Source organism: Mesorhizobium sp. f-mel (genome assembly GCF_053850215.1).
In genome coordinates this window covers 19111-42680 of the sequence record NZ_JBSPTO010000008.1, presented here as the reverse complement: position 1 = coordinate 42680, position 23570 = coordinate 19111, and the positions used below count along the sequence as shown (strand labels likewise).

At 63.5% G+C, this 23570-nt stretch carries 20 protein-coding genes; 11 read left to right on the top strand and 9 right to left on the bottom strand.

Annotated features, from left to right (window positions below):
- Window positions 1-90: 90 nt before the first annotated feature.
- Window positions 91-1155: a polyamine ABC transporter substrate-binding protein gene (locus tag ACWUKX_RS12845; protein ID WP_456007095.1), complete on the bottom strand. Its 1065-nt coding sequence runs from the start codon at window positions 1153-1155 to the stop codon at window positions 91-93.
- A gap of 236 nt (window positions 1156-1391) precedes the next feature.
- On the opposite strand from ACWUKX_RS12845, the gene ACWUKX_RS12840 reads away from it, so the two are divergent.
- From ACWUKX_RS12840 to ACWUKX_RS12800, 9 genes are all read left to right on the top strand, one after another.
- Complete coding sequence (locus ACWUKX_RS12840) at window positions 1392-2342, top strand: GntR family transcriptional regulator (RefSeq protein ID WP_287114483.1); 951 nt, start codon at window positions 1392-1394, stop codon at window positions 2340-2342.
- On the top strand, window positions 2342-3625 hold the full coding sequence (locus tag ACWUKX_RS12835) for a glycosyltransferase (RefSeq protein ID WP_456007093.1): 1284 nt from the start codon (window positions 2342-2344) through the stop codon (window positions 3623-3625). The genes ACWUKX_RS12840 and ACWUKX_RS12835 overlap by 1 nt, the downstream gene beginning before the upstream one ends.
- Before the next feature lie 37 nt (window positions 3626-3662).
- Window positions 3663-5015: a glutamine synthetase family protein gene (locus tag ACWUKX_RS12830; RefSeq protein WP_456007091.1), complete on the top strand. Its 1353-nt coding sequence runs from the start codon at window positions 3663-3665 to the stop codon at window positions 5013-5015.
- Complete coding sequence (locus ACWUKX_RS12825; RefSeq protein WP_456007089.1) at window positions 5015-6304, top strand: NAD(P)/FAD-dependent oxidoreductase; 1290 nt, start codon at window positions 5015-5017, stop codon at window positions 6302-6304. The genes ACWUKX_RS12830 and ACWUKX_RS12825 overlap by 1 nt, the downstream gene beginning before the upstream one ends.
- A gap of 49 nt (window positions 6305-6353) precedes the next feature.
- Entirely contained in the window at window positions 6354-7559 is a 1206-nt protein-coding gene (gene pcaF, locus ACWUKX_RS12820) for a 3-oxoadipyl-CoA thiolase (RefSeq protein ID WP_456007087.1), read from the top strand.
- Window positions 7560-7721: 162 nt separating this feature from the next.
- Window positions 7722-8753: a BMP family protein gene (locus ACWUKX_RS12815; RefSeq protein WP_127209731.1), complete on the top strand. Its 1032-nt coding sequence runs from the start codon at window positions 7722-7724 to the stop codon at window positions 8751-8753.
- A gap of 197 nt (window positions 8754-8950) precedes the next feature.
- Window positions 8951-10441, top strand: coding sequence for an ABC transporter ATP-binding protein (locus ACWUKX_RS12810; protein WP_456007320.1), 1491 nt, complete (start codon window positions 8951-8953; stop codon window positions 10439-10441).
- Complete coding sequence (locus tag ACWUKX_RS12805) at window positions 10441-11496, top strand: ABC transporter permease (RefSeq protein ID WP_029349211.1); 1056 nt, start codon at window positions 10441-10443, stop codon at window positions 11494-11496. The genes ACWUKX_RS12810 and ACWUKX_RS12805 overlap by 1 nt, the downstream gene beginning before the upstream one ends.
- Complete coding sequence (locus ACWUKX_RS12800) at window positions 11493-12437, top strand: ABC transporter permease (RefSeq protein ID WP_029349209.1); 945 nt, start codon at window positions 11493-11495, stop codon at window positions 12435-12437. Before ACWUKX_RS12805 ends, ACWUKX_RS12800 begins: the two co-directional genes overlap by 4 nt.
- A 105-nt stretch (window positions 12438-12542) precedes the next feature.
- Here ACWUKX_RS12800 and ACWUKX_RS12795 read toward each other — a convergent pair whose 3' ends face one another.
- The 3 genes from ACWUKX_RS12795 to ACWUKX_RS12785 all read right to left on the bottom strand — a co-directional run bounded on the left by ACWUKX_RS12795 (window position 12543) and on the right by ACWUKX_RS12785 (window position 16244).
- Window positions 12543-13427 (bottom strand): NmrA family NAD(P)-binding protein, encoded by an 885-nt coding sequence (locus tag ACWUKX_RS12795; protein ID WP_456007085.1) that lies wholly within the window; start codon window positions 13425-13427, stop codon window positions 12543-12545.
- A 141-nt stretch (window positions 13428-13568) separates the two neighbouring features.
- Window positions 13569-15788 carry a molybdopterin cofactor-binding domain-containing protein gene (locus ACWUKX_RS12790; protein WP_456007083.1) on the bottom strand — a complete coding sequence of 740 codons (2220 nt, stop codon included), beginning with the start codon at window positions 15786-15788 and terminating at the stop codon, window positions 13569-13571.
- A gap of 3 nt (window positions 15789-15791) precedes the next feature.
- The gene (locus tag ACWUKX_RS12785) at window positions 15792-16244 is read right to left on the bottom strand and encodes a (2Fe-2S)-binding protein (RefSeq protein WP_456007081.1); all 453 of its coding nucleotides are present in this window, start codon (window positions 16242-16244) and stop codon (window positions 15792-15794) included.
- A gap of 244 nt (window positions 16245-16488) precedes the next feature.
- Between ACWUKX_RS12785 and ACWUKX_RS12780 the strand changes: the two genes are divergently transcribed.
- Window positions 16489-17466 carry an AraC family transcriptional regulator gene (locus ACWUKX_RS12780; protein ID WP_456007079.1) on the top strand — a complete coding sequence of 326 codons (978 nt, stop codon included), beginning with the start codon at window positions 16489-16491 and terminating at the stop codon, window positions 17464-17466.
- A gap of 59 nt (window positions 17467-17525) precedes the next feature.
- Here ACWUKX_RS12780 and ACWUKX_RS12775 read toward each other — a convergent pair whose 3' ends face one another.
- The 4 genes from ACWUKX_RS12775 to ACWUKX_RS12760 all read right to left on the bottom strand — a co-directional run bounded on the left by ACWUKX_RS12775 (window position 17526) and on the right by ACWUKX_RS12760 (window position 20403).
- Window positions 17526-17846: a hypothetical protein gene (locus tag ACWUKX_RS12775; RefSeq protein WP_095520134.1), complete on the bottom strand. Its 321-nt coding sequence runs from the start codon at window positions 17844-17846 to the stop codon at window positions 17526-17528.
- Between the two features lie 4 nt (window positions 17847-17850).
- Window positions 17851-18159, bottom strand: coding sequence for a YggT family protein (locus ACWUKX_RS12770; protein ID WP_456007077.1), 309 nt, complete (start codon window positions 18157-18159; stop codon window positions 17851-17853).
- 108 nt (window positions 18160-18267) lie between these two features.
- Complete coding sequence (locus ACWUKX_RS12765; protein ID WP_456007075.1) at window positions 18268-20133, bottom strand: sodium:solute symporter family protein; 1866 nt, start codon at window positions 20131-20133, stop codon at window positions 18268-18270.
- 15 nt (window positions 20134-20148) lie between these two features.
- Window positions 20149-20403: a DUF4212 domain-containing protein gene (locus tag ACWUKX_RS12760; RefSeq protein WP_065010248.1), complete on the bottom strand. Its 255-nt coding sequence runs from the start codon at window positions 20401-20403 to the stop codon at window positions 20149-20151.
- 298 nt (window positions 20404-20701) lie between these two features.
- Between ACWUKX_RS12760 and ACWUKX_RS12755 the strand changes: the two genes are divergently transcribed.
- The gene (locus ACWUKX_RS12755; RefSeq protein WP_456007073.1) at window positions 20702-21334 is read left to right on the top strand and encodes a hypothetical protein; all 633 of its coding nucleotides are present in this window, start codon (window positions 20702-20704) and stop codon (window positions 21332-21334) included.
- Between the two features lie 66 nt (window positions 21335-21400).
- Here ACWUKX_RS12755 and ACWUKX_RS12750 read toward each other — a convergent pair whose 3' ends face one another.
- Complete coding sequence (locus ACWUKX_RS12750; RefSeq protein ID WP_456007071.1) at window positions 21401-23527, bottom strand: DUF294 nucleotidyltransferase-like domain-containing protein; 2127 nt, start codon at window positions 23525-23527, stop codon at window positions 21401-21403.
- Between the last annotated feature and the right edge of the window lie 43 nt (window positions 23528-23570).

Genomic DNA, 23570 nt, shown 5'->3' with positions numbered 1-23570 from the left:
AAATCTGGTTTGGGACACGATTGCGATACCGCACTCAGCGGCCGGCGGCGGAGGCCCGCCGTCGACCGCGATCTCTGACCTTGATACCGGTTACTGCGCGGCCTTGATCTCGCTGACGATCTTCGAATAGTCGCGCTGGGCGTCGCCGACGTCGCGCAACTGCTCGAACTTGACCAGCTCGGCCACCGGCATGCTCATATTGGGGAACTTGGCGAGGAAATCCGCAGGCAGACTTTCCATAGCCGGCTTGTTCGGCACCTTATAGTCGATGTTCTGCGCCGCCCAGGCGTGGTTCTTGGCGTCCAGCATGAAGTTGATGAACTGGAAGGCGGCGTCCTTGTTGGCCGAAGCCTTCATCACCACCATCGTGTCGACCCACAGATCCGAGCCCTCTTTGGGGATGACGTATTTGATCTCAGGCTTCTCGGCGATGCCGTAATTGCACCAGCCGTCCCATGCCTGCACCAACAACGCCTCGCCGGAGACCAGCTTCGAGTAGAAGGTGGTGTCGTCATAGGCGAGCAAGGTCTTCTTGGCCGAGATCAGCAGGTCCTTGACCTCGGCGAGCTTGGCCGGATCGGTCTCGTTGACCGAATAGCCCTTCGCGAGTTGGCCGGCGGCCAGCAGCCAGCGGTCCGTCGCCAGCATGGTGGTCTTGCCCTTGAGGTCGTCGGAGGGGGCGAGAAGATCGTTCCAGCTGGCCGGCTCGGTCTTGACCAGATCCGAGCGGTAGCAGAGGCCGGTGGTGCCCCAAGTGTAAGGCACGGAGAAATTGTTGCCGGCATCGTGCGGCAGCTTCGTCGCCTCGGGATAGAGATTGGCAAGGTTGGGGATCTTCGCGTGGTCGATCGCCTCGATCAGGCCGAGCTTGTTCAGCACTTCGGCAAAGGGCGAGGAGACGAAGACCACGTCATAGCCCTTGCCGCCCGAAGCCACGAGCTTGCCCATGATCTCCTCATTGGTGGCGTGAACCACGACTTCGCCGGAAACGCGGGTTGCGGCCTTGAAGGCGGCCATGGCATCCGGCGCCATGTAGCCGTCCCAGTTGGAAATGACGAGGTCGGCGGCGGCCGCCGGCGCCGACAGCGCCAGGGCGAGACCAAGCGCGACCGAAGATATCTTTAACGGATGGCGCAGGCGGGTTGAGGCGGTCATTACAGACTCCCATTCTGGTTGATCGTCGAATTCAATCAATCGTCGGACCAGCGCTTGCGACCATGCCGCCGCTTCGATCCTGTTCCCCGGTCTTTTTGTTGCCGTTTGACCTCACAGTACTATTGCAGAAAAAAGTACGTCAATCCATAATTTGGCACGTCGCTGCGAAATCGCCGAACGCGCTATAAGCGCGATCGGTCAAGCCGTAGCGGTCAAGCCGTTCATGAGAAATCGCCATGCAAGCCGCCGCCAGACGACCGCGCACCAACCATCTCGATCTCGCTCAGCGCATTCTCGATGTGGCCCGGCAGCGCGGCTTCGAGGCCGGCGCTCATCTCCCGGAACAGCAGATCGCCTCGCTGTGCAACGTATCTCGAACCCCGGTGCGCGCCGCTTTGCGCCTGCTCACCGAAAGGGGTGTCGTGCGCTGGGAGGCTGAATCGGGCTATCGGCTGGCCGTCGACCTCACCAACCAAGCGACCGTTTCAGCCGACCTGCCGAGCGCCGAGGAAGACGAGCTCGCGGAGATGATCCTGCGCGATCGATCGGCGCGCCGGCTGGATCAAACGGTGACCATCGGCGCGCTGATGCGGCGCTATGGTGCCGAACGAAAGACGGTACTAAAATCGCTAAAGAAACTGACGGAGGAAAATCTTCTGGACCGTGCACCGGGGCAGGCCTGGCTGTTCAGGCGGGCGCCTGACGATCCGGAGGCACAAGGGGAAAGCTATGAGTTCCGCCTGCTGCTGGAACCCGCCGCCATTCTGGCGCCCGGCTTTCGGCTGGACGGGACGCGCGCGGCAGCCTTGCGCCAGGGCATGGAAACGCTGCTGGCGCTGCCCGATGCCGCATTCGATATCAGAGAGTTCCAGCGGCTGGACATCGATTTTCATGGCATGATCGCCGACGGAGCCGCCAACCGGTTCGTCACCGACGCGCTGTCCGACCATCTCAGGCTGCGCCGGCTTCCGGGAACCTATGCCGGCGTCAACGTCTTCCGGCTGAAGCAATCGCTGCGCGAGCACCTGACCATACTCGACCAATTGGAAAGCCGGCAGTATGAGGTTGCAGCCGATCTGCTTCGCGTCCACCTGCGGCTCTCCCGCAGCCAGCGGCCGCAGGCGGCCAGTCGCGGGGCCCCCGCATTGTTCGGCATGATCAGCCGGCCGGACTCACGAGGACCGTAGTGACGCGCAAAGCCAGCCCGACCATCGCGCTGTTTCCCGAAGCGAGCTTCGGCGCCGCGCTCAATTGCGTCGGTATCGCGCAAGCCTTGCGCGCCCGTGGAGCCCGGCCGGTGTTCATCTGTCACGCCGGCTTTTCCGGTGTGTTCGCCGACTATGGTTTTCAGGAATACCAGTTGCCGACCCACGAGCCGCTGACCGACAGCGAACGCCAGAGCTACTGGCAAGCTTTCGTGCGCCGGCATCTGCCGCATTTCAGGCTGAGCCCGATCGATCAGCTCGAAACCTACGTCGCCCCGACCTGGGAAGCGATCGTCGATACCGCGGTCAATGCCGAGGGGCCGCTGCGCCAATTGCTGGCCCGGCTGAAGCCGGATGCCGTGGTGCTCGACAATGTCATCATGTTTCCGGCGCTGGCCGCCGCCGGCTGCCCATGGGTGCGCGTCGTCTCCTGCGCCGAGACCGAGCTTCCCGACGCCGATGTACCACCCTATCTGTCCGGTCTCGCCGCCGACGACCCAAGCCGCGCGGCCTTCGAGGCGCGCTATCTGGCAGCGGTCGCTCCGGCGCATGACCGCTTCAACCGGCTTCGGATCGACGCCGGTCTTGCGCCCTTGCCGAAGGGCCTTTTTCTCGAAGCTTCGCCAGATCTCAATTTGCTGCTGACCCCAACGATCGTGCGCAGGGAGCGGGCCGAGCCGCTCGACCCGGCCCGCTTCGTCTATCTCGAAGGCTGCGTCCGTTCGGAAGGGCCGTTCGATGTGCCGGTCTTTCCGCGCAATGACGGGCCGCTGGTCTATCTCAGCTTCGGCAGCCTGGGCGCCATGGATGTCGGCCTGATCGAGCGCATGCTTGCCGTGTTCGACCGGCTTCCGGCTCGGTTCATCGTCAATGTCGGCGGTCTGCGCGACACCTATCGCGCGGTTCCGGACAATGTCTATCTCGACGCCTGGTTTCCGCAGCCGTCGGTCGTCGCGAAATCCGATCTCTTCATCCATCACGGCGGCAACAACAGCTTTTGCGAAGCGCTGCGTTTCGGCGTGCCGTCGCTGATCATGCCCTATTGCTGGGACGGGCATGACAATGCGCGACGCGCTGAGGAAACCGGCGTTGGCCGCCACATCAGCCGCGACGGCTGGAGCGACGATGAACTGGAAAATGCCATCCTTGGCCTAATGGCCGACAGCGGGATGCGCTTTCGCCTCAAGGAGAATGCGGTCACCATGGCACGGGCGCCGGGAACCGAAATCGCCGCCGAAGCCATTCTCGCCCTCGTAAGGACGTGACCTGATGCTCAACACCACGACAACGGATGCACCGCAAATGACCCCGACGGACGATCCGAAGGGATGGCTGGAGCAGCAGGGGATCAGGGAAGTCGAGTGCCTGGTGCCGGATGTGAACGGCGTGCTGCGCGGCAAGACCTTGCCGACGGCCAAGTTCCTGAAGTCGCTCGAAGATCGCGCGCTCTACCTGCCGAGCAGCGCCTTCCTGGTCTGCATCGACGGCCGCTATTCCGGATCCAACGACGAGGGCTTCGGCTATCAGGACCCCGACATGCGGATGATGCCGGACGTTGCGACGCTCTGCCTGGCACCCGGTGCCGGAGCAGGGAAAGCCTATGTCTTTGCCGATGCGTTTCACATGGACGACCGGCCGTGGATGGCCTCGCCGCGCCACGTCTTGAGGGCCGTGCTCGATCTCTACCGCCAGCGGGGATGGCGGGCGGTGGTGGCGCCGGAACTCGAATTCTACCTGACCGCGCCTAATCCCGATCCTGATCGGCCGTTGAGCGCACCGGTCGGGCGCAATGGCCGTTCCGAAACAGTGCAGCATCCTTATGACATGGCGGCGTTGGAGGAATTCGAGCCGGTGATCCGGCGCCTCTACGATTATGCCGCGGCGGCCGGGCTGCCGCTCGACACGCTGATCCATGAATCGGGCACGGCGCAGCTCGAGATCAATTTCCTGCATGGCGACGCGCTGCCGCTGGCCGACAAGGTGCTGCTGTTCAAGAGGATGACGCGCCAGGCTGCACAGGAATTCGGCATGCACGCGACCTTCATGGCCAAGCCGATCGCCACACAGGCCGGCAGCTCCATGCATCTCCATATGTCGGTCGTCGACGAGGCCGGGAATACGCTGTTTGCCGGGCGCGACGATGCCGACACCGAAATGTTCGGGCATTTCGTCGGCGGCCTGCAGAAATACCTTCCCGAGGTGATGCCGCTGTTTGCGCCGAACGTGAATTCGTTCCGCCGCATCCGGCCGAACCACAGCGCCCCGGCCAACATCGAGTGGTCGCACGACAACCGCTCCTGCGGCCTGCGCGTGCCGGCCGGCGGGCGCGCCGCGCGGCGGGTGGAAAACCGGCTGCCCGGCGCCGATTCCAATCCCTATCTGGCGATGGCCGGCTCGCTGCTCTGCGGCTATCTCGGCGTCGAAGAAAAGCTCTCGCGCTCGCCAGAGGCATCGGGCAATGCCTATCGCAGCAAGAGCACGCTGCCGAAAACCATGGAGGAGGCGCTCGACCGTTTCGCCGCGTGCAGCCCGGTTCGGGAGTTGCTCGGCGAGGATTTCGTCCAGACGTATCTGCGCGTCAAGAGCGTCGAGCTCGACCTGTTCCAGAGTGTCGTCACCAGCTGGGAACGCGATCATCTGCTGCTCAAGGTTTGATGATGGGCTTCAACTCCGGCCTGGATATCGGCAAATCCTATTATGTCGCGACCGCCAATCCGGCCGCGGATTATCCGGCGCTGCAGGGCGACGTCGACGCCGATCTGGTGGTGGTCGGCGGCGGCTGCACCGGCCTGTCGGCGGCCCTTCACGCGGCCGAGCGCGGGCTGAAGGTGGTGCTGCTCGAAGGCGGCAAGATCGGCTGGGGGGCGTCGGGGCGCAATGGCGGCCAGATCATTCCAGGCCTGCGCAAGGGCGCCAAGGGTCTGGTCAAGCTTTATGGGCCCGAACGGGCGCGGGCGCTTTTCGCTCTCGCCTTCGAGGCACGCGGACTGGTGCTCGACCAGATCAAGCGTCACGCCATCGATTGCGACCTCAGGCTCACCGGTCATCTGGCCGGTGCGGTCAACGCCTCCGACCTGCGCGACCTTGAAGAAGAGGCCGAGTGCCTTGCCAGCGTGATGAATTTTCATGACGTCGAGATGCTGTCGGCGGCGCAGGCGCGCGGAATGGTGAACACCCCCTATCACGGCGCGATGTACGAGAAGCTCGGCGGCCATATGCATCCGCTGAACTACACGCTGGGTCTTGCCCGCGCCGCGGCAGCTGCGGGCGTCAGCATCCATGAGAATTCGGTGGCGCTGCGGCTGGAGCGGGAACCTGCCATCAGGGTTGCGACGGCCAAGGGCTCGGTCCGGGCCAGGCATGTCGTGCTGGCGGGCGACGCGCTGCTCCAGGGGCTCGAGCCGCGCGTCAACAGCCGCATCATGCCGGTCGGCAACTACATCGTCGCAACCGAGCCGTTGGACGACCCGAGCGACGTCATCCCAAGCAATGTCGCCGTTTCCGACACCCGCTTCGTGGTCAACTACTACCGGCTGTCGGCGGACGGACGCCTGTTGTTCGGCGGCGGCGAGCGCTACACGCCGTCGCCGCCCGCCGACATTGCCGGCTTCGTGCGGCCGCATATGGAAAAGACCTTTCCGCAATTGCGCGGCCGCCGCATCGACCATGCCTGGGGCGGCCTCGTCTCGGTGACGACATCGCGCCTGCCGGATGTCGGCCACTATGGCGAGGTCTATTTTGCGCATGGCTATTCCGGCAAGGGCGTGATCCTGTCGACGCTGTCGGGAAAGCTGCTCGCTGAGGCGATCACCGGCGATGCTTCGCGGTTGGATCTGTTTTCGACGCTAAGGCCAATACCGTTTCCCGGCGGCACGGCGCTGCGCGGTCCGCTTTATGTGCTCGGCATGCTCTGGTACGCCATGCGCGACCGCATCAAGCATTGAGCGCAAGCGAGCGGGGCCGTAGCAGGGAAACGCAAAAGAGAGCTGTTAGATGGCCGAGGCCTATATCTGCGACTACATTCGCACGCCGATCGGACGCTTTGGTGGGTCATTGTCTTCGATCCGCACCGACGACCTTGGCGCGATCCCCCTGAGAGCATTGGTCGAGCGCAACCCCGGCATCGATTGGGCCGCGATCGATGACGTCGTCTATGGCTGCGCCAACCAGGCCGGCGAGGATAATCGCAATGTCGCGCGCATGGCACTGCTGCTGGCCGGGTTGCCCAAGGAGGTTTCCGGCTCGACCGTCAATCGCCTCTGCGGTTCGGGCATGGATGCCATCATCATCGCCGCACGCGCTATCAAGGCGGGCGAGGCGGAGCTGATGATATCAGGCGGCGTCGAATCGATGAGCCGTGCCCCTTTCGTCATGCCCAAGGCGGAGACGGCCTTCTCCCGCAATGCCGAGATTCACGACACCACCATCGGTTGGCGTTCCGTCAACCCGCTGATGCAGGAGCAGTACGGCATCGATTCGATGCCGGAGACCGGCGAGAATGTCGCGGAAGAGTTCGCCGTCTCCCGCGCGGACCAGGATGCGTTTGCCGTACGCAGCCAGGACAAGGCGGTGGCCGCGCAGGCCAATGGCCGGCTGGCGAAGGAGATCATTCCCGTAACGATCCCGCAGCGCAAGGGCGACGCGATCGTCGTCTCGAAGGACGAGCATCCACGCGCGGGTACGACGATCGAGGCGCTGGCGAAATTGCCGACGCCGTTCCGGCAAGGCGGCGCGGTCACGGCCGGCAATGCGTCGGGCGTCAACGATGGTGCCGCGGCGCTGATCGTCGCCTCGGAAGCTGCCGTGAAGAAATATGGGCTGACGCCGATCGCCCGCATCCTCGGCGGTGCGGTCGCCGGCGTGGTGCCGCGCATCATGGGCATCGGCCCCGTGCCGGCGACACAGAAGCTGTGTGCCCGGATCGGGCTGAAGCCGGCAGATTTCGACGTCATCGAGCTCAACGAAGCCTTTGCCTCCCAAGCCATCGCCGTGCTCCGCCAGCTCGGCATTGCCGAGGACGCGGAGCACGTCAACCCGAATGGCGGCGCCATCGCACTCGGCCATCCTCTCGGCATGTCGGGTGCGCGCATATCAGGCACTGCGGCGCTGGAGCTCAGGGAGCGCGGCGGCCGCTATGCGCTCGCCACCATGTGCATCGGCGTTGGCCAAGGCATCGCCGTGGCGCTGGAACGGCAGTAAAAAAGATCGAGCGCCGGCCGCGGTCTGCCGCGGCGGGCGGCAGCTGCTGCTCCCCGAAAAATTTGACCATGTGGACAAAGGTGCGGCTCCGTTCCATAGTTCCCCAGCTGACAATTCAAAGAAACAGCCGGCTCGCCACGGCGCCAATCAGAGGGGCATGCGATGGAAAACGGGAAGAGCAAAGTCCAGTCGAAATGCAAAGGGCTTTCGCGACGCAGCGTTCTGGAACTGGGCGCGCTCGGCCTGGCAGCAACCATGCTGCCGGGTCTGGCCTTAGCTCAGGACAAGAAGCTGAAGGTGGCGGCCATCTTCGCCACGCCGACCGAGGAGCCATGGGTCCACCAGATCCATGTCGCCCTGCAGAGGGCCGAGAAGGAACTCGGCATCGAGTACAAATGGTCGGAGAAGGTTCAGACGGCGGATTTCAGCCGTGTCATGCGCGAATATGCGCAAGGCGGCTATGAGCTGGTAATGGGCGACGCCTTCGCCGCCGAACGGGAATCCCGCCGGACCGCCAAGCAGTTCCCGAAGGTTGCCTTCCTGTTCGGCTCCGGCGCCGGGCCGGCCGAGCCGAATTTCGCAGTCTTCGACAATTGGATCCACGAGCCGGCTTATCTCTCCGGCCTGATCGCCGGAAAGATGTCGAAATCAGGCACGATCGGCGCCGTTGCGGCGATGGGCATTCCGGAAGTGAACCGGCTCGTCAATGCCTTCTTTGCCGGCGCCCGAGAGGTCAATCCTAACATCAAGCGGAAGGTCGCTTTCATCGGCTCTTTCTTCGACCCGCCAAAGGCCAAGGAAGCGGCTATCGCCCAGATCGACGCCGGTGTCGACGTGATCTATGCCGAACGTTTCGGCGTCATCGAAGCGGCGGTCGAGAGGAAGATCCTCGCTATCTCCAACATGTCCGACCAGTCCAACCTCGGCCCGGACACGGTGATAACCGGCCCGGTGTGGGACATGTATCCGACGGTCGAGCACGCGATCAAACTGGTCAAGGCCGGCGTCTTCACCGCCCAGGATTACGGTGATTTCTCGCGCATGGCTAAGGGCGGCTCCTTTCTGGCTCCGTACCACAAATTCGACAAGACGTTGCCCGCCGACGTCAAGGAGCTGGTCGAGAAGAAAAAGGCCGAAATCCTCGACGGCAATTTCCGCGTCGATGTCGACGAGAACACGCCGGTTTCGGATTGAGTTTTTTACCCCCCTTGTGGGGAGGGTCGATCCGCGAAGCGGAGCGGGGTGGGGGTCGGCGCCGTACCCCCCCACCCCGTCTCTCGATCTTCGCTTCGCTACGATCGTAAGCCGACCCTCCCCACAAGGGGGAGGGCGAAGAGTCGCGCCATCTCCCACCAGGAGCACCCTTGTCAACATCTGCCCCACTCATCGAAATGCGCGGCATCTCCAAGAGCTTCGGCGCCGTCAAGGCAAACGAAGCCGTCGATCTCAGCGTCGCGCCGGGTGAGATTCTCGGGCTGCTGGGTGAAAACGGCGCCGGCAAGACGACGCTGATGAACGTGCTGTTCGGCGCCTATGCGCCCGACGCCGGCGAGATCCTGGTTCAGGGCCGGCCGGTGACGATCAACAGCTCGGCCGACGCGCTTGCCGCCGGCATCGGCATGGTGCACCAGCACTTTCATCTCGCACCGCGGCTTTCGGTGCTGGAAAACCTGCTGATCGGCATCCCCGGAAAGTCGGGCCGGATCGACCGCGCCGGCGGGCTGGCGCGGCTCAACGAGATCGGCCGGCAGCATGGACTCACGCTCGATCCGGACCTTCCCGTCTCGGTGCTGTCGATCGGCGAGCAGCAGCGGCTCGAAATCGTCAAGGCGTTGTTTCGCGGTGCAAGGCTGCTGATTCTAGACGAGCCGACGGCGGTGCTGGCGCCGACAGAGGTCGACGGGCTGTTTTCGGCGCTGCGCTCGATGGCGGCCCAGGGCCTCGGCATCATCTTCATCTCGCATAAGCTCAACGAGGTTAGGGCGCTCACCCATCGCTGCGTGGTGCTGCGGCATGGCCGCGTGACCGGGCGCGTCGATACCCCCGCAAGCACGACATCCTCGGAGATGGCGAGGCTGATGTGCGGCCACGAAATCGTTCCACCGGCCAGGGGACCATCGACGCCAGGTGCCCCGGTGCTGACCCTCGACGGCATCTCGACGTCGCGGCATTCCGGCATGGCGCTGCGCGACGTGTCGCTCTTCGTGCGTGCCGGCGAGATCCTCGGCATTGCCGGTGTCGCGGGCAATGGCCAGCGGGCGCTTGCCGAGGTGATCTCCGGCGTTCGCGCGCCCGATGACGGCCGGATGACGATAGCCGGCAAAAAGGTCTCGCGGTTCTCGCCGCGCGAGGTGCAGGCGCTCGGTCTCGGGCGCATCCCGGAAGACCGGATGACGACCGGTCTGGTCACCAATTTGCCGCTGGCGGATTCGATGGTGCTGCCGCGCATCGGCACGGGGGCGTTCAGCCGCAACGGCCTGCTCAGGCCGGATGCGATCCGCGCCTTCGCCGAAGCGCAGATCAAGGCCTATGACATACGCTGCCCCGGACCGATGACGCGGGCCGGAGCGCTGTCCGGTGGCAATCTGCAAAAGGCGCTGCTGGCGCGCGAGCTCGCCTTCGACCCCAAGGTGCTGATCGTGTCGCAGCCGACGCGCGGTCTCGACATCGGTGCGGCGCGCTTCATCCACGAAAAGTTCCTCGACATGCGTGGCAGGGGCTGCGGCATCATCGTCCTCGGCGAGGATCTCGAAGAGCTGCTCATGCTCTGCGACCGCATCGCGGTGATGTATGAGGGACGGATCGTCGGCACGCTCGACAGCGCCGACGCCACCATTGCGCGGCTCGGCCTGATGATGACCGGGGCGGAGGGGACAGCCTGATGTTTCGCCTCGAAGCCCGCACCAGCACGCCCGGCTGGTTCAATCTCGCTCTGCCACTGCTGGCGATCGGAGCAACGCTGGTGCTGTGCAGCGGCCTCATCGCGCTGGCCGGTGCCGGCGTCATCGAAGCCTATGGTGTGATGTTCTCGGCGTCGCTGGGCGACAGCTACGCCATCACCGAAACGCTGGTGCGCGCGACCCCGATGATCTTTACCGGGCTGGCCGTCGCCGTCGCCTTCCGTGCCAAATTCTGGAACATCGGCGCCGAGGGGCAGTTGCTGGCCGGTGCGGTGGCGAGCTGCGCGGTCGGCGCCATCCCGATGCCGGGGCCGCTCGCCATGCTTCTCATGGCTGCGGCAGGCGCTGCCGCCGGTGCCGCAGTCGCCTTGGTGCCGGCGACGCTGCGCGTCAAATTTAGTGTTGATGACGTGGTCAGCTCGCTGCTGCTCAACTCGGTCATCTTCTACGCCCTGATGGCGCTGATCGAGGGCCCGTGGAAAGATACGTTCAGCGGCTACCCGATCTCGCCGCCGATCGAGGATTCCGCGAATTTCCCGGTGCTGCTCGAAGGGACGCGGCTGCATCTCGGCGTTGTGGCAGCGTTCCTTGCTGCGCCGGTCATCTGGTTCCTGATCGCGCGCACGACGCTCGGCTTCAGGATCAGGGTTATCGGCGAAAATCCAGAAGCTGCGCGCTATGGCGGCATCCATGTCGAGCGCGTGCTGATCTCGACGGCGCTGCTGTCCGGCGCGCTGGCCGGGCTTGCCGGCGTCGGCGAGGTCGGCGGCGTGCATTTCCAGGTGATGAGCGACATCTCGCCGGGCTATGGCTATTCCGGCATCGTCGTCGCCATGCTGGCGAGGCTCAACCCGCTCGGCGTGGTGCCGGCGGCGCTCTTCCTCGCCGCCGTCATGACCGGCGCTGAGGCGATGTCGCGAGCCACCGGCGTTCCGGCCTTTCTCAGCGATGTCATCCAGGGAACCGCGCTGCTCGCCATGTTGGTGGCGCTGCTGTTCACCGCCTACCGCATCCGCCGCGTGGGGACAGCAAAATGAGCGTCGTGCTCGAACAGATTTTTCAGGTCGGCTTCCTGGCCGCCATCATCCGGATTGCCACGCCGCTGGCTTTCGCAACATTGGGCGAGATGTTCTCCGAGCGCGCCGGCGTGCTCAATCTCGGCATCGAAGGCATCATGCTGTTGTCGGCGATGACCGGCTTCACCGCCACCAGCCTCAGCGGCAGCCTGTGGCTCGGCGTGCTTGCGGCAGTTGTCACCGGTGCGCTGATGGGTGCCGTGCATGCGCTGTTCACGGTGGCGCTCGGCCTCAGCCAGCATGTCTGCGGCATCGGCGTGACGCTGTTCTCGTCGGGCCTCGCCTATTTCCTTTACCGGCTGATCTTCGGCCAGCAATCGGTGCCGCCCAGCATAAAGAGTTTCGAGACGCTGCCGATCCCTGTTCTCTCCGACATCCCGGTGCTCGGACCGGCGGTGTTCAACCAGTTTTCGCTGGTCTACATGGCGATGGCAGCCGTTCCCCTGGCCGCCTTCGTGCTCTACCGGACGCCGTGGGGCCTGTCCGTGCGCATGGTCGGCGAAAATCCGCGCGCCGCCGATTCGGCCGGCGTCGGCGTTATCGCCACGCGCTTCCAGGCGGTGATCCTCGGCGGCGCCCTGATGGGGCTGGCCGGGGCTTTCCTGTCGATGGTGCAGTTCAACGCTTTCACCTTCGGCCTTGTCTCCGGACGTGGCTGGGTGGCGATCGCGCTCGTCGTCTTCGGTCGCTGGGACCCCTGGCGTTCGGCAGGGGCCGCCCTGCTATTCGCCTTCGTCGATGCCTTGCAACTGCGCATGCAGGCGAGCGGGCTCGGCCACATCCCCTATGAGGCGTTCCTGATGCTGCCCTTCATCTTCACCATCGTCGCCATGGCGGTGATGTCGCGCAATGCCGTCGCGCCTTCGGCGCTGCTCAAGCCGTTCCGCCGGGAAGAACGCTGACTAAAGCGCGTCGCATTCGACCGGCCTCCTGCGAAGCGCTTTTGATTGTTGTGTTCTACGCATGTCGCTATCGCAAAACCGCTGCGCACTTTTGCGCGACATGCATTAGCCGAGGACCGCCGGCTTCAATATGTCCTCGCACCATTGGCGGAAGCTGGTGGGGGTGGTGGATTGTGGTGTGCGCAGCTCGGCATTGTCGAGGCCCTCGTTCTTGGCCCGGACCATGTCGAGCATACCCTGCGCGAAAGCCTTGGAGGCACCGCGTTCGATGAAACCCGCTTTGAACGCCTCGAAGGAGATCTGCTCAAAGAGCACCGGTTTTCCCAGCACCTCCGACATGATCTGCGCCATATCGTTGAAGGACAGGTCCTCGGGGCCAAGGACCGCGATATGACCCTCTCCGCTCCAGGTGGGGTCGAGCAGCAGCTTGGCGGCGGCAGCAGCGATGTCCCGGGTGGCGCAGGTCGGGAGCTTGCGATCCCCGGAGATTGGCCAGAAGAACATGCCTTGGTCCCTGATCGACCCCACCTGGCGCAGGATGTTGTCCATGAACGAAGGCACCGTTAGCGCCCGGTAGCTCACGCCAGTACTCGCGATCAGATCGTCCATTGCCAGCGACGCCGACACATGCCCGGCCCTCGCGGCAACCGCCGTTCCGCGGCCAAGGGCCGACACTGCGACCACACGTTTGACTCCCAGGCTCTTGATCGCGTCGCAGGCCGGCCGGCTGAAGTCCACATAGGCAGCCTCGACACTCTCGGCGTGGACGTTCGGGGGCGCCAGCCAGAACACGGCGTCGGCGCCAGCGAACGCCTGGTTGACGACGTCGATGTCGCCGTGCGACCCCTGCACGACCTCGACGCGCTCACGTGTGTGCGAGGAGAGACGGGAAGGATCGCGCACGATCACGCGGATCGGTCGGCCGCTGTCGAGGAGATTCTCGAGGACTTGGTGGCCGATGCTGCCTGTGGGTGTGGTGATGACGATCATATGAATCTCTGACTTCGGGTCGTGACCGCTTTTCGCGATCGACGGGGATAGGTAGCTCTCGCGTCCCCCGCCGATCGCGGTCGCCTGAGTCACTCAGACGACCGTGATGAGCGCAACGGTGCGAGGGTGAGCACCTCCAATTCAGGCGTTGAGCGCCGCCAGCACCCGCTCCGGCAGGAATGGATAGTGCCGGAGCCGCACGCCGCCGGTGAGCCGCGCCACCGCGTTGGCGATCGCCGGACCGATCGGCGGCAGACCGACCTGGCCGACGCCGCCGATCGGATTCTCGGGCGTTGGAATCACGGTGACCTGGATGTCTGGTGCCTCGGACATGCGTATCACCCGATAGGTGTCGAAGTTCGATTCCTGCACCTCGCCATCGACGATGTTGATCTGCTCGAACAACGCATGGCTGGCACCGCCTGTGATCCCGGTAATCATCAGCGCTTCGATGTTGCGCGGCTGTACCGCTATCCCCGGATCGACAGCGCACCAAACGGTGTGAACGCGGATCTCGCCGGTCTCCCGGTCAAGCGAGACCTCGGCGATCTCAGCGCAGTGGGAGCCAAAGGCATCGGAATAGGCGACACCCAGCGCCCGCCCGTCGCGTTGGCGGCCCCATTCCGCCATTTCGGCGACGGTTTCGATGACCTTGCGCGCTCGCGGCTGGTCCTTCAGGAGCTCCAGCCGAAGCGCCACAGGATCGACCCCATTGGCGGTCGCGATTTCGTCGATGACACATTCGATGCCGAACCTGGTGTAGCCAACCCCGACCCCGAACCAGAAGCCTATGTCCAGGCCGTTATCCTGGCGGATATATTCGATCTGATGCGCAGGGATGGCATAGTTGAAATGCGCGCCTTCGGTCACCACACTGTCGTGGCCGCCTTCGCTCTCGAACAGTTGAGGCATCGTGCGGGCAAAAATGGAATCCGCCACGATGCGGTGCCGCCATCCGACGATGTTGCCGTCGGCGTCGAGCCCAATCTGCACATGTTGCGCCTCGAGCGGCCGGTACTTGCCATGCTGGACGTCGTCTTCGCGGCTCCAGATGACCTTGACCGGGCGGCCTTGCACCGTCTTGGCGAGCGACACTGCATCGATGATGAAGTCGGCCTCGGCCTTGCGACCAAAGCCGCCACCGAGCAAGGTGGTATTCACCTTGACCTTGTCAGGGGTGGTGCCGGCCACCTCCGCAGCAAAGCCCTGCGTGCCCGTTGGCCCTTGCGTCGGCGCCCAGACTTCAACCGTATCGCCCGTCACCAGCGCCGTGGCGTTCATCGGCTCCATAGTCGCGTGGTGAACATGGTCGCTCATGTAATCGACCTCGATGAGAGTTGCGGCCTTCGAGATCGCTGTCTGTGCGTCACCTTCCGTGCCCGCGCTGACGCCGGTTTGGGCGAGGTCGCGGCCAATGTTGCGATACTCTTCCAACAGTCGATCGCTGGTGTAACTGCGAATCCGCGACGACGTGGTCCACACAATTTTGAGCAGATCCTTGGCCCGCTTCGTCGCCTCGACCGTCTCGCCGATGATGCCGACGCCGTAGGGCAGCGGGACGATATGGATGATGCCCGGCACGGCCCTGGCTTCGACATCGTCGATGGTTTCCGGCTGCTCGCCCTGTACCGGTGCCCGCAGCACCGCTCCGTAGAGCATGTCCGAAAGCTGCACGTCGATGCCGAAGATCGCGGTGCCGTCGACCTTCGAGGGCACGTCGACACGCGGTACAGTCAGATTTCCGATATAGCGCCACTGATCGCTCGGCTTCAGATCGGCTTCGGTCGCCTGCGGCAGCGGATCCGGAAGCGCGCCGGCCGCGGCGACCTCGCCGTAGTCGAGCGAGCGGCCCGATCGCGCGTGGACGACCCGGTTGGGATCCGTGGTGAGTTCGCTCACCGGAACTTTGAGCATGGCGGCAGCACTCGCCAGGATGATCTTGCGGGTCTGGGCGCCGACCAGGCGCAGCATATTGTAGTAGCCCCGCGTGGATTCACTCCCACCGGTGAGCTGCACGCCGTAAAAGCCAGGGTTGCCGTACTTCTCTGCGTCGGATGGAGCTTGGACGACGCGAACCTTATGCCAATCGGCGTCCATGTCCTCGGCGATTAGCAGCGGCAGCGTCGTCATGATGCCTTGCCCCATCTCGGATGCGGGTGACATGATGGTCACGGTGCCGTCGGCCGCGATGGTCAGCCAGCCGTTCGGCCGATAACTGCCCTCGACCGTCGGCGCAACGCTGTCGCCCGAGGCATCCTGGAGCAGACCTCCGAACGCAACCGCCATGCCGGTGGCGCCGACGGTGATGAGGAAGCTGCGCCGCGAGAGCGCTCTGGTGTGCAGCTGCAATCTCTTGGTCATGGCTCAGGCCTTCCGTGCGGCGCGCTGAATGGCGCTGATGATTCGCACATAGATCCCGCAGCGGCAGATGTTGCCGTCCATGTGTTCGACGATCTGGTCGCGGGTGGGGTCGGGGTTGCTCTTGAGGAGCGCCGCCGCCTGCATAATCTGCCCGGACTGGCAATAGCCGCATTGCGGCACCTGCTCGGCGATCCAGGCTTGCTGCAGCGGATGGCTGGCATCCGGCGACAGGCCTTCGATCGTCGTCACTTCCATTCCGGCCACGTCCTGAAGCATGGTCACGCAGGAGCGCGTCGGCACGCCGTCGACGTGAACGGTGCAGGCGCCACATTGCGCGATGCCGCAGCCGAATTTGGTGCCCGTGAGTTTCAGATGCTCCCGTATCACCCACAAAAGCGGCGTATCTGGCTCGGCAGCAAGGTCCACCGCCCGTCCATTGATCGTGAACGCTGTCATGACTCTTGTTCCTTTATCTGGCGCAATCATCCGGTGTCATTCAGTGATGATGGCGAGTTTATTCCGCGTTACCCATAGAATTTTCTCCGTTACCCGCAGCGGTAACATCTAAACATTTCAATAGTTCTGATTATTACATCACCGATGGCCGCATTATCGGAGGCGTTGTTATTAAATACCCAGTTGAGGAAATGCGGTCTATGCTGTAAAGTCCGTATCATCTTCGCAATCGTCCGGAACGCCCATGGATCCGCTCTCAGATGTGCTGTCGCTGCTGAAGCCACGCAGTCACGTGTCCGCTGGCTTCGACGCAGGTGGGAACTGGTCGATCCAGTTCTCCGACCAGCACGAACGCATCAAATGCTACGCTGTGGTTTCCGGAGGGTGCTGGCTCTCCGTGGAAGGCGTTGCCGACGCGGTGCGCCTGGAGAAGGGAGACTGCTTCGTGCTGCCGAGTGGGCGGCCTTTCCGCCTCGCAAGCGACATGACTTTGATGCCGGTCGAAGCTGGCACGATTTTTCCCCCGGCGCGCGCTGGCGGCGTCGTGACCTATAATGGCGGCGGTGATTTCTTTCTTGTCGGCAGCCGCTTCGCCGTCAGTGGCAGTCATGCCGGCATGCTGTTGGGGATGCTGCCGCCCATCGTCCATATTCGGAAAGAAACGGATCAGGCGGCGCTGCGCTGGTCGGTGGAGCGGATGATGCAGGAACTGCACGAGCCGCAGCCTGGCGGTTTTCTGGTCGCGCAACACCTCGCCCACATGATGTTGGTTCAGGCCTTGCGCCTGCATCTGGCGGAAGGGCTGGGAGGTGGCGTTGGATGGTTCTTCGCCCTGGCAGACAGACAGATGGCTGCTGCGATCAACTCCATGCACGACGATCCGGCGCATCGCTGGACATTGCAGGAGCTGGCGCAGCGTGCCGGCATGTCACGATCGACCTTTGCCCAGAAATTCAAAGAGATGGTTGGGACGTCACCAATGGAGTACCTGACGAACTGGCGAATGCTGCTGGCGGGGGACAGGCTGGCGAATTCCAGCGATCCAATTTCCATCATCGCCCTGTCGCTCGGCTACGAATCCGAAAGCGCCTTCAGCACGGCCTTCAAGAGGGTCATGGGCTGTACACCACGGCAACATGGCCGTGGCCGGAATCCCGCTTTCCCTTCAAATAGCCAGGGGGAAGCGCTCCGCGCCAGTCGGTTCGAATCCATCGCATGCTGATATGCGCGAGTGGGGGCGCTGCAAGTCGATCTAGATCTAGCCCGAGCCGAAAGGGATTCTCAGCCGCCGCTTAGCGCCCGCATCACATTCGGCAGCGCCGGCAGCGTCAACAAAACCGTGCCGGCAAGCCAGATGGACGAGACGACGATGCTCCTGGGGTACGCCGACCAGCGCTCATAGAGCGCGGCCGGGACGCCGGCGAGCATGATGGTCATCGTCGACAGGATCAGCGCACTTGCCATGTAAACGATCTGGCTTAAGGGAGGCGCCCAGCCCGGATACCAGACCGGATAGAACAGGAACACCAACAGCACCCACGGCGAAAAGATACCGTTGACGATGGCGACCGCCATGACCGGCACAAGAGCGTTTCTGTCCATTGCCTCAACCCCCTTGTGAAGCCATCGGCGCAATGCCGAAATTGATCAGAAAAACGAGATAGCTGACGCGCAAGGCCATAAGCCAGAGCACGCTGAAGACGATCACCACCGGCTGGGTCAGGATCGACGGCGTGATGGTCCGCACGATCCGCAGGACCGGGTCCGTGACGGACTTGAAGAAGCGCCAGATGTAGTTGTCCCAGCTTTCGGGCACGAAGAGGCCGAGCAGGAGACGCCCCATCAGCGTGTACATCACCGCGGCGAGGATGAAATTCGGTATGTGGAAATACCAATAGGACCAGAAATCGTTCATGGGCGATTTTCCAAGCGGCGGCGGCGCCGCGTTATGCCAGCGACGTCCCCGAAATGAAAGCGGGGTCCGTCACCGGACCCCGCCTCTTGCGCCGATCGCTATGCGCAATCAGGCAATCTTTTCTTCCATCATCTGCTTGCCGCGAGGGACACGGATTTCCTCAATGAAATCCTGCATAGCCCGGGACGGCGCCCTGGTGAGAAGGCTGACGATTATCATCGCGGCGAAGCCCACCGGCAGTCCGAAAGTCGCCGACGAGATGTTCTTCACCCCCCACCACAATTCCATGTTCGGCGTCGCCTTGTCGAAATCGGCGCCGTACTGGGTCATCACCAGATAGAAGAGGGTGATGCCGAAGCCTGCGATCATGCCGGCGACAGCGCCCGCCGAGTTGGCGCGCTTCCACCAGACGCCGAGCACCAGCGCCGGGAAGAGCCCGCCGGCGGCCAGAGAGAACGCCCACGACACCATCGACAGGATGTCCGACGGCTTGGTTGACGCGACGTAGGCGGCCAGCACCGCGACCATAACCAGCAAGATGCGGGACACGATCAGACGCCGCGACGTAGGCGCATTCTGGTCGATCATCTTGTAGTAGATGTCGTGGCTGAGCGCGTTGGCGATGGCCAGCAGCAGGCCGTCCGCAGTCGACAGCGCGGCGGCAAGGCCGCCGGCGGCGACGAGGCCCGAGATGACGTAAGGCATGCCGGCCATTTCCGGCGTGGCCAGCACGATCATGTCGGCGTTGAGGTTGATGTCGGCAAACGAAAGGGCCGTGACGCCCTTTTCGGCGCAGGCTGCGACGATCGCCGCGGTGTCTGTCGCCGCCTTGCCGCAGATCTGCACGAGCGTATTGTCGGCAGCGGCCCAGCGCATCATCCATCCGGCTTTCTCGGCGATGTTTTCAGGGGTCAGGCCCGACGCCACCAGGTCGAGCATCGTCCACTTGGCGAATGCCGCATAGGCGGGCGCCGTGAAGTACAGGATGAAGATGAACAGCAGCGACCAGGCGACCGAGACACGCGCTTCCCGCACCGACGGGGTGGTGAAGTAGCGCATCAGGACGTGCGGCAATGACGCTGTTCCGACCATCAGGCAGAGAATGAGCAGGAAGTAGTTCTTGGCGTCATAGCCGCCATGCACGAATGGCGTGATGTGATGCACCGTGATGCCCTGCGCCGTCTCAAGCGCGGTGATGTTCGCCAGCGCCTGGCCCTGCATCAATTGCGGGATAGGAATGCCCGTCTTCACCGTGGACATCCAGATGGCGGGGATCAGGTAGGCGATGATCAGCACGATGTACTGGGCGACCTGCGTCCAGGTGACGGCGCGCATGCCGCCGAGCATCGAGCACACCAGGATGCCGGCGAGGCCAACATAGACTGCGACGTTGAAGTCGATGCCAAGGAAGCGAGCCGAGATCAGCCCGGTGCCGAAAATCTGCGCGACCACATAGGTAAACGAGCAGGAGAACAGAACGATCACGCCGATCAAACGGGCAAGATTGCCGCCATAGCGCGCCGACAGGAAGTCGGGAACCGTGTAGGCGCCGAACTTGCGCAGATAGGGCGCAACGAGGATGGCCACGAGCACGTAGCCGCCGGTCCAGCCGAGCACGAAGCCGAGGCCGTCATAGCCGAGCAGGTAGAGCGAGCCGGCCATGCCGATGAAGGAAGCCGCCGACATCCAATCGGCGCCGGTCGCCATGCCGTTGTAGAGCGCCGGTACGCGACGCCCGGCGACGTAATATTCGCCGACGTGCATGGTGCGGCTCAGGATGCCGATCACCGCGTAGATGACGATGGTAAAGCCCATGAACAGGTAGCCGATTACAACGTTCTCGACACCCATGGCGCTCAAGATGGCCATCAGGATGATGAAGGCTATGAAGCCGCCGGTGTAGATGCCGTAGATGCGGCCAAGATTGGAGGTGAAGTCGCCTCCGCTTGCGGTGGTAGATGTCGTGTTAGCCATTGACGTTCCCCCCGATCAATCTTCATTGACATGATGCTCTTCGTCGATCGCGTTCTGGCGCCGTGCGAACCAGAACAGCATGACGACGAAGGCGATAAGCGAACCCTGGGCGGCCATGTAGAAGCCGAGCGGAAAACCAAAAATGACGATGGTGTTGAGTTGCTCCACGAACATGTGGATGACGTAACCGAAGAACACCCACAGGCCCAGCATGACGAACATGAGGCTCTTGGTCTTGTTCCAATAACTTACGCGGTCTGGTGTCGCCATAGCGTTGAACCTCCCTTGGTTGGCAGCTTGCGAACCGTCTCGACCGCAAGGCGCCGTTTAAAGCTTGCCTCTTCCGCTAAGGCGGAAGCCCTCCGGCATGTGTAGCGGTCAGGTATAGAATCAGTGACCGTAACTTTATAGGAGTAACACTTCTTGCCGCTTCTGTTCATACGACTTTAGAATCGGTGAGAGGACTGGAGAACCGGTGAGAGGACTTGAATCGGTAAGAGGGCTGGCGGTGCGGCGTCACGGAGGCTAAACGATCAACATCGGTTGGAAAAACCGAAGGGAGAGCGTCATGGGCCTGCTGACCAACCTGTTGCCCGAGTTCCTGCGTAAGCCGCACCCGATCGTCAGCGTCAGCGACCTGGCTGACTTCATGGATTCGCGCGCCGCCTTCCTGGCGCAGAAAAGCATCGTCGAGTTCTGCCGCGTCAGGGCAGGGGTCTACTGGCAGAAGCTGTTCAGCGAGAAGGAGTTCCAGGCGGCGCTCAACCATTCACGCTGGCGCGCCTACCCTGCCTGCTATGCCATCGTGGCGGAAATGGTGGAGGGTGCGCTGCGCGAACCCGCCGGCTTGCGCCAGCGAGGCCTGCCAGCGGCGCTGGAAAAAGTGGCCTTGGCAAGCTTCTCCAAATATGCCGTTCCGGACGGCTCGCCCCCGACTTTCTGGGAGGACGCCACCGAGCTCACACGTCAACGTCTCACCGCCACGCAGATCGGTCCGCCGCGGCCGGTGAGCGAAATCCCCGAGCCGCTGGCGCGAACGGTTTTCGAGATGGTCCCGATCCACCCCAATCTCCTGACCAACGACTATGACTATATCTTCAACTTCCTGAGGATGAATCTGCTGCGCGCGCATGAGGATTTCCTTGCGCAGGCTGACCGCAGCGCCCTCGCCGACGAGTTGCTGGGTGCCGCGCGCATCTGAGCTTTGTTCCGGCGCGCCGATATCCAGGGCTCCCCGTTCGGCCTCACTCCGTCCGAGCGTCGCCGGCTATGCGAACATCAGGTCCCGCACCAGGTCGGGTGCCGACTGGAGGCGCTTGATGAGGCTCTTGAGCTCTGCCTGCTGCTCGCGCGTCAGGGCATTGATCTCGATACGGTTGGATACAGGTATACCAGCGTAGATGTCATGCGTCTGCTGAGCGAGCAGCAAGCCGATCAGCATGGAATGGCCGGCCAGCATCGCCTTCATGTCGCGCTCGCCGCCGATATCCTGCGCGATCAGTCTCTCGAGCCGGGCACGCGTGCTCCGCTCGCGGATGCCGTGGCGAATTGCAAGCGTGCGTGCGGTCGCGACGATAGGAAAAAGGCCATACTTCTTGATGTCCAGCCGGCCATTTTCAAGCTGAAAGCCGCCAAAAACAGTGAAGGGATTGCCGGTTGTCATCTGCTCGCCGAGAAGCTTCGCGAATACCGGCTCGGCGTGGCCACGGTCATACGCATATTCGATGAACTGCGCGGCCAGCGTCGTGTCACCGTGAACCGGCCGCAGATCGTAGACGATATCGACGTTGAGCAGATCCTCCGGCCGTAGGCGGCGAACCCAATCTTCGACGCGCCCCTTCCAGGTGTCGAGGCTTCCGCGGAATGCGGCGTTCGCGGCCATTACCCCGCCTTTGCAATACGGCACGCCTGAGATGTCGAGCATGTCGGCGAGCTTGGTGCCGAGCTTTTTGTACCAGCTGTCTTCGGCCCCGCCCGGCTCGCCATCTGCGAAGACGATTGCGTTGTCCTGGTCGGGGGCTATCAGGCTTTCGCCACGGCCGCCTGAGCCGAGCACGAGCACGGCGTAGGCACAGGGCGGCGGGCCGTGACCTTCGATCTGCATCTGTTGTTCGGCAAGCACGGCGGCGCGGCGGGTAAGCGAGCAAAGTTCATCGCTGATGATTTCCGCCACCGCGCGCGGGTCGATCGCTTCGCCGATGAGCGAACGTACCACGCCCGGCAGCATCGACCAGGTGGCGGCCAGTTCGGCGGCGTCCTTGGCATGTTCGATCGTGTCGTCGAGATCGATGGCAGCGGCGGCGCGCAGCCTCAGCAGGTCACGCGCCGAAAGCACGCCGACCAGCACGCCCCCGTCGTGGACGGCGAGGTGGCGGACTTTCAGCCGATCCATGCGGCCGATCGCCCGATAAGCGAAGGCGGCGGCGCGGATGCTTATCAGCGGTCGCGTTGCGATGCTTCCGACCGGCATGTCAAAAGCCCGCTCGGCGTCGGACGATATGCGGCGCAGCAGGTCACGCTCGGTAACGATACCATACTCCTCAATCGGTCGATCCGGCGTTCCTCGGTCGGACACCAGGACCGAGCTGATCTTGCGCTTGACCATGAGGTCGATGACCTGCCTTGTCGGTTTGGTCGATTTCACCACGACTGGCGGGCTGCTCATGAGGCTGCCGACGCGATGGCGATAGGCATAGGGATCAACCGGCTGAAACGCGGGAGCCTGGGGTCGCGACACCGGCTCGGCCCAGCCGGCGCGATGGCCGGCTTCGAGAGCATCCGAAAGGGCAAGGCAGGCGACTTCGGCCTCTCCGAGTGTTCGGATGTTGCGCTTGCGCAACTCCGGTATCAACCCGGCAAAGATGTCTCCCGCCGCGATCGCATCGCCCAGAGCCGAATGGCGGCCAGCTATCTCCAGGCGAAGCCAGGCGGCGATCGTCTCCAGCGAATGGTCCGCCAGATTGGGATTTGCTATGGTTGCAAGAAGCCGGACGCACAGCGCCCGAGGCTTTTTCCAGGGCAAACCGGCGCGTCGGCATTCGCGCTCCAATACCGCCAGGTCGAAGCCGATCGAGTGGCCGACAAGGATGCGGTCGCCGACGAACTCCTGGAATTGCCCCCATGCATCCGGGAAGCTCCCGGCGCCGTCAACATCGCCATCCGTGATGCCGTGGACGAGCGAAGCCTCGGACGGGATTGCTTCGCCAGGATCGATGAGGAGATCGAACCGAGGTTGCCGGACGACCTTGCCATGCGCGATGCCGATCGCGCCAATCTGGACCACGCGCGCCTTGGTGGCGTCGGGCCCGGTTGTTTCGGTGTCAACGGCGGCAGCCGCAATTGCTATCAGCGGTGTCGCGCCGGTCGCCGGCTTCAATTCCGTCCCCTTCGGCATAGCCGATAGCCTTCCTCTGCCGGATTTCTTGCCGAGACAGCGC

Coding starts and splice junctions, on each gene's coding strand:
- pcaF (WP_456007087.1), top strand. CDS start 6,354: ATGGCCGAGGCCTATATCTGCGACTACATTCGCACGCCGATCGGACGC.
- ACWUKX_RS12775 (WP_095520134.1), bottom strand. CDS start 17,846: ATGGACAGAAACGCTCTTGTGCCGGTCATGGCGGTCGCCATCGTCAAC.
- ACWUKX_RS12840 (WP_287114483.1), top strand. CDS start 1,392: ATGCAAGCCGCCGCCAGACGACCGCGCACCAACCATCTCGATCTCGCT.
- ACWUKX_RS12785 (WP_456007081.1), bottom strand. CDS start 16,244: ATGACAGCGTTCACGATCAATGGACGGGCGGTGGACCTTGCTGCCGAG.
- ACWUKX_RS12790 (WP_456007083.1), bottom strand. CDS start 15,788: ATGACCAAGAGATTGCAGCTGCACACCAGAGCGCTCTCGCGGCGCAGC.
- ACWUKX_RS12780 (WP_456007079.1), top strand. CDS start 16,489: ATGGATCCGCTCTCAGATGTGCTGTCGCTGCTGAAGCCACGCAGTCAC.
- ACWUKX_RS12810 (WP_456007320.1), top strand. CDS start 8,951: ATGCGCGGCATCTCCAAGAGCTTCGGCGCCGTCAAGGCAAACGAAGCC.
- ACWUKX_RS12830 (WP_456007091.1), top strand. CDS start 3,663: ATGACCCCGACGGACGATCCGAAGGGATGGCTGGAGCAGCAGGGGATC.
- ACWUKX_RS12750 (WP_456007071.1), bottom strand. CDS start 23,527: ATGCCGAAGGGGACGGAATTGAAGCCGGCGACCGGCGCGACACCGCTG.
- ACWUKX_RS12845 (WP_456007095.1), bottom strand. CDS start 1,155: ATGACCGCCTCAACCCGCCTGCGCCATCCGTTAAAGATATCTTCGGTC.
- ACWUKX_RS12805 (WP_029349211.1), top strand. CDS start 10,441: ATGTTTCGCCTCGAAGCCCGCACCAGCACGCCCGGCTGGTTCAATCTC.
- ACWUKX_RS12765 (WP_456007075.1), bottom strand. CDS start 20,133: ATGGCTAACACGACATCTACCACCGCAAGCGGAGGCGACTTCACCTCC.
- ACWUKX_RS12825 (WP_456007089.1), top strand. CDS start 5,015: ATGATGGGCTTCAACTCCGGCCTGGATATCGGCAAATCCTATTATGTC.
- ACWUKX_RS12755 (WP_456007073.1), top strand. CDS start 20,702: ATGGGCCTGCTGACCAACCTGTTGCCCGAGTTCCTGCGTAAGCCGCAC.
- ACWUKX_RS12815 (WP_127209731.1), top strand. CDS start 7,722: ATGGAAAACGGGAAGAGCAAAGTCCAGTCGAAATGCAAAGGGCTTTCG.
- ACWUKX_RS12770 (WP_456007077.1), bottom strand. CDS start 18,159: ATGAACGATTTCTGGTCCTATTGGTATTTCCACATACCGAATTTCATC.
- ACWUKX_RS12760 (WP_065010248.1), bottom strand. CDS start 20,403: ATGGCGACACCAGACCGCGTAAGTTATTGGAACAAGACCAAGAGCCTC.
- ACWUKX_RS12800 (WP_029349209.1), top strand. CDS start 11,493: ATGAGCGTCGTGCTCGAACAGATTTTTCAGGTCGGCTTCCTGGCCGCC.
- ACWUKX_RS12795 (WP_456007085.1), bottom strand. CDS start 13,427: ATGATCGTCATCACCACACCCACAGGCAGCATCGGCCACCAAGTCCTC.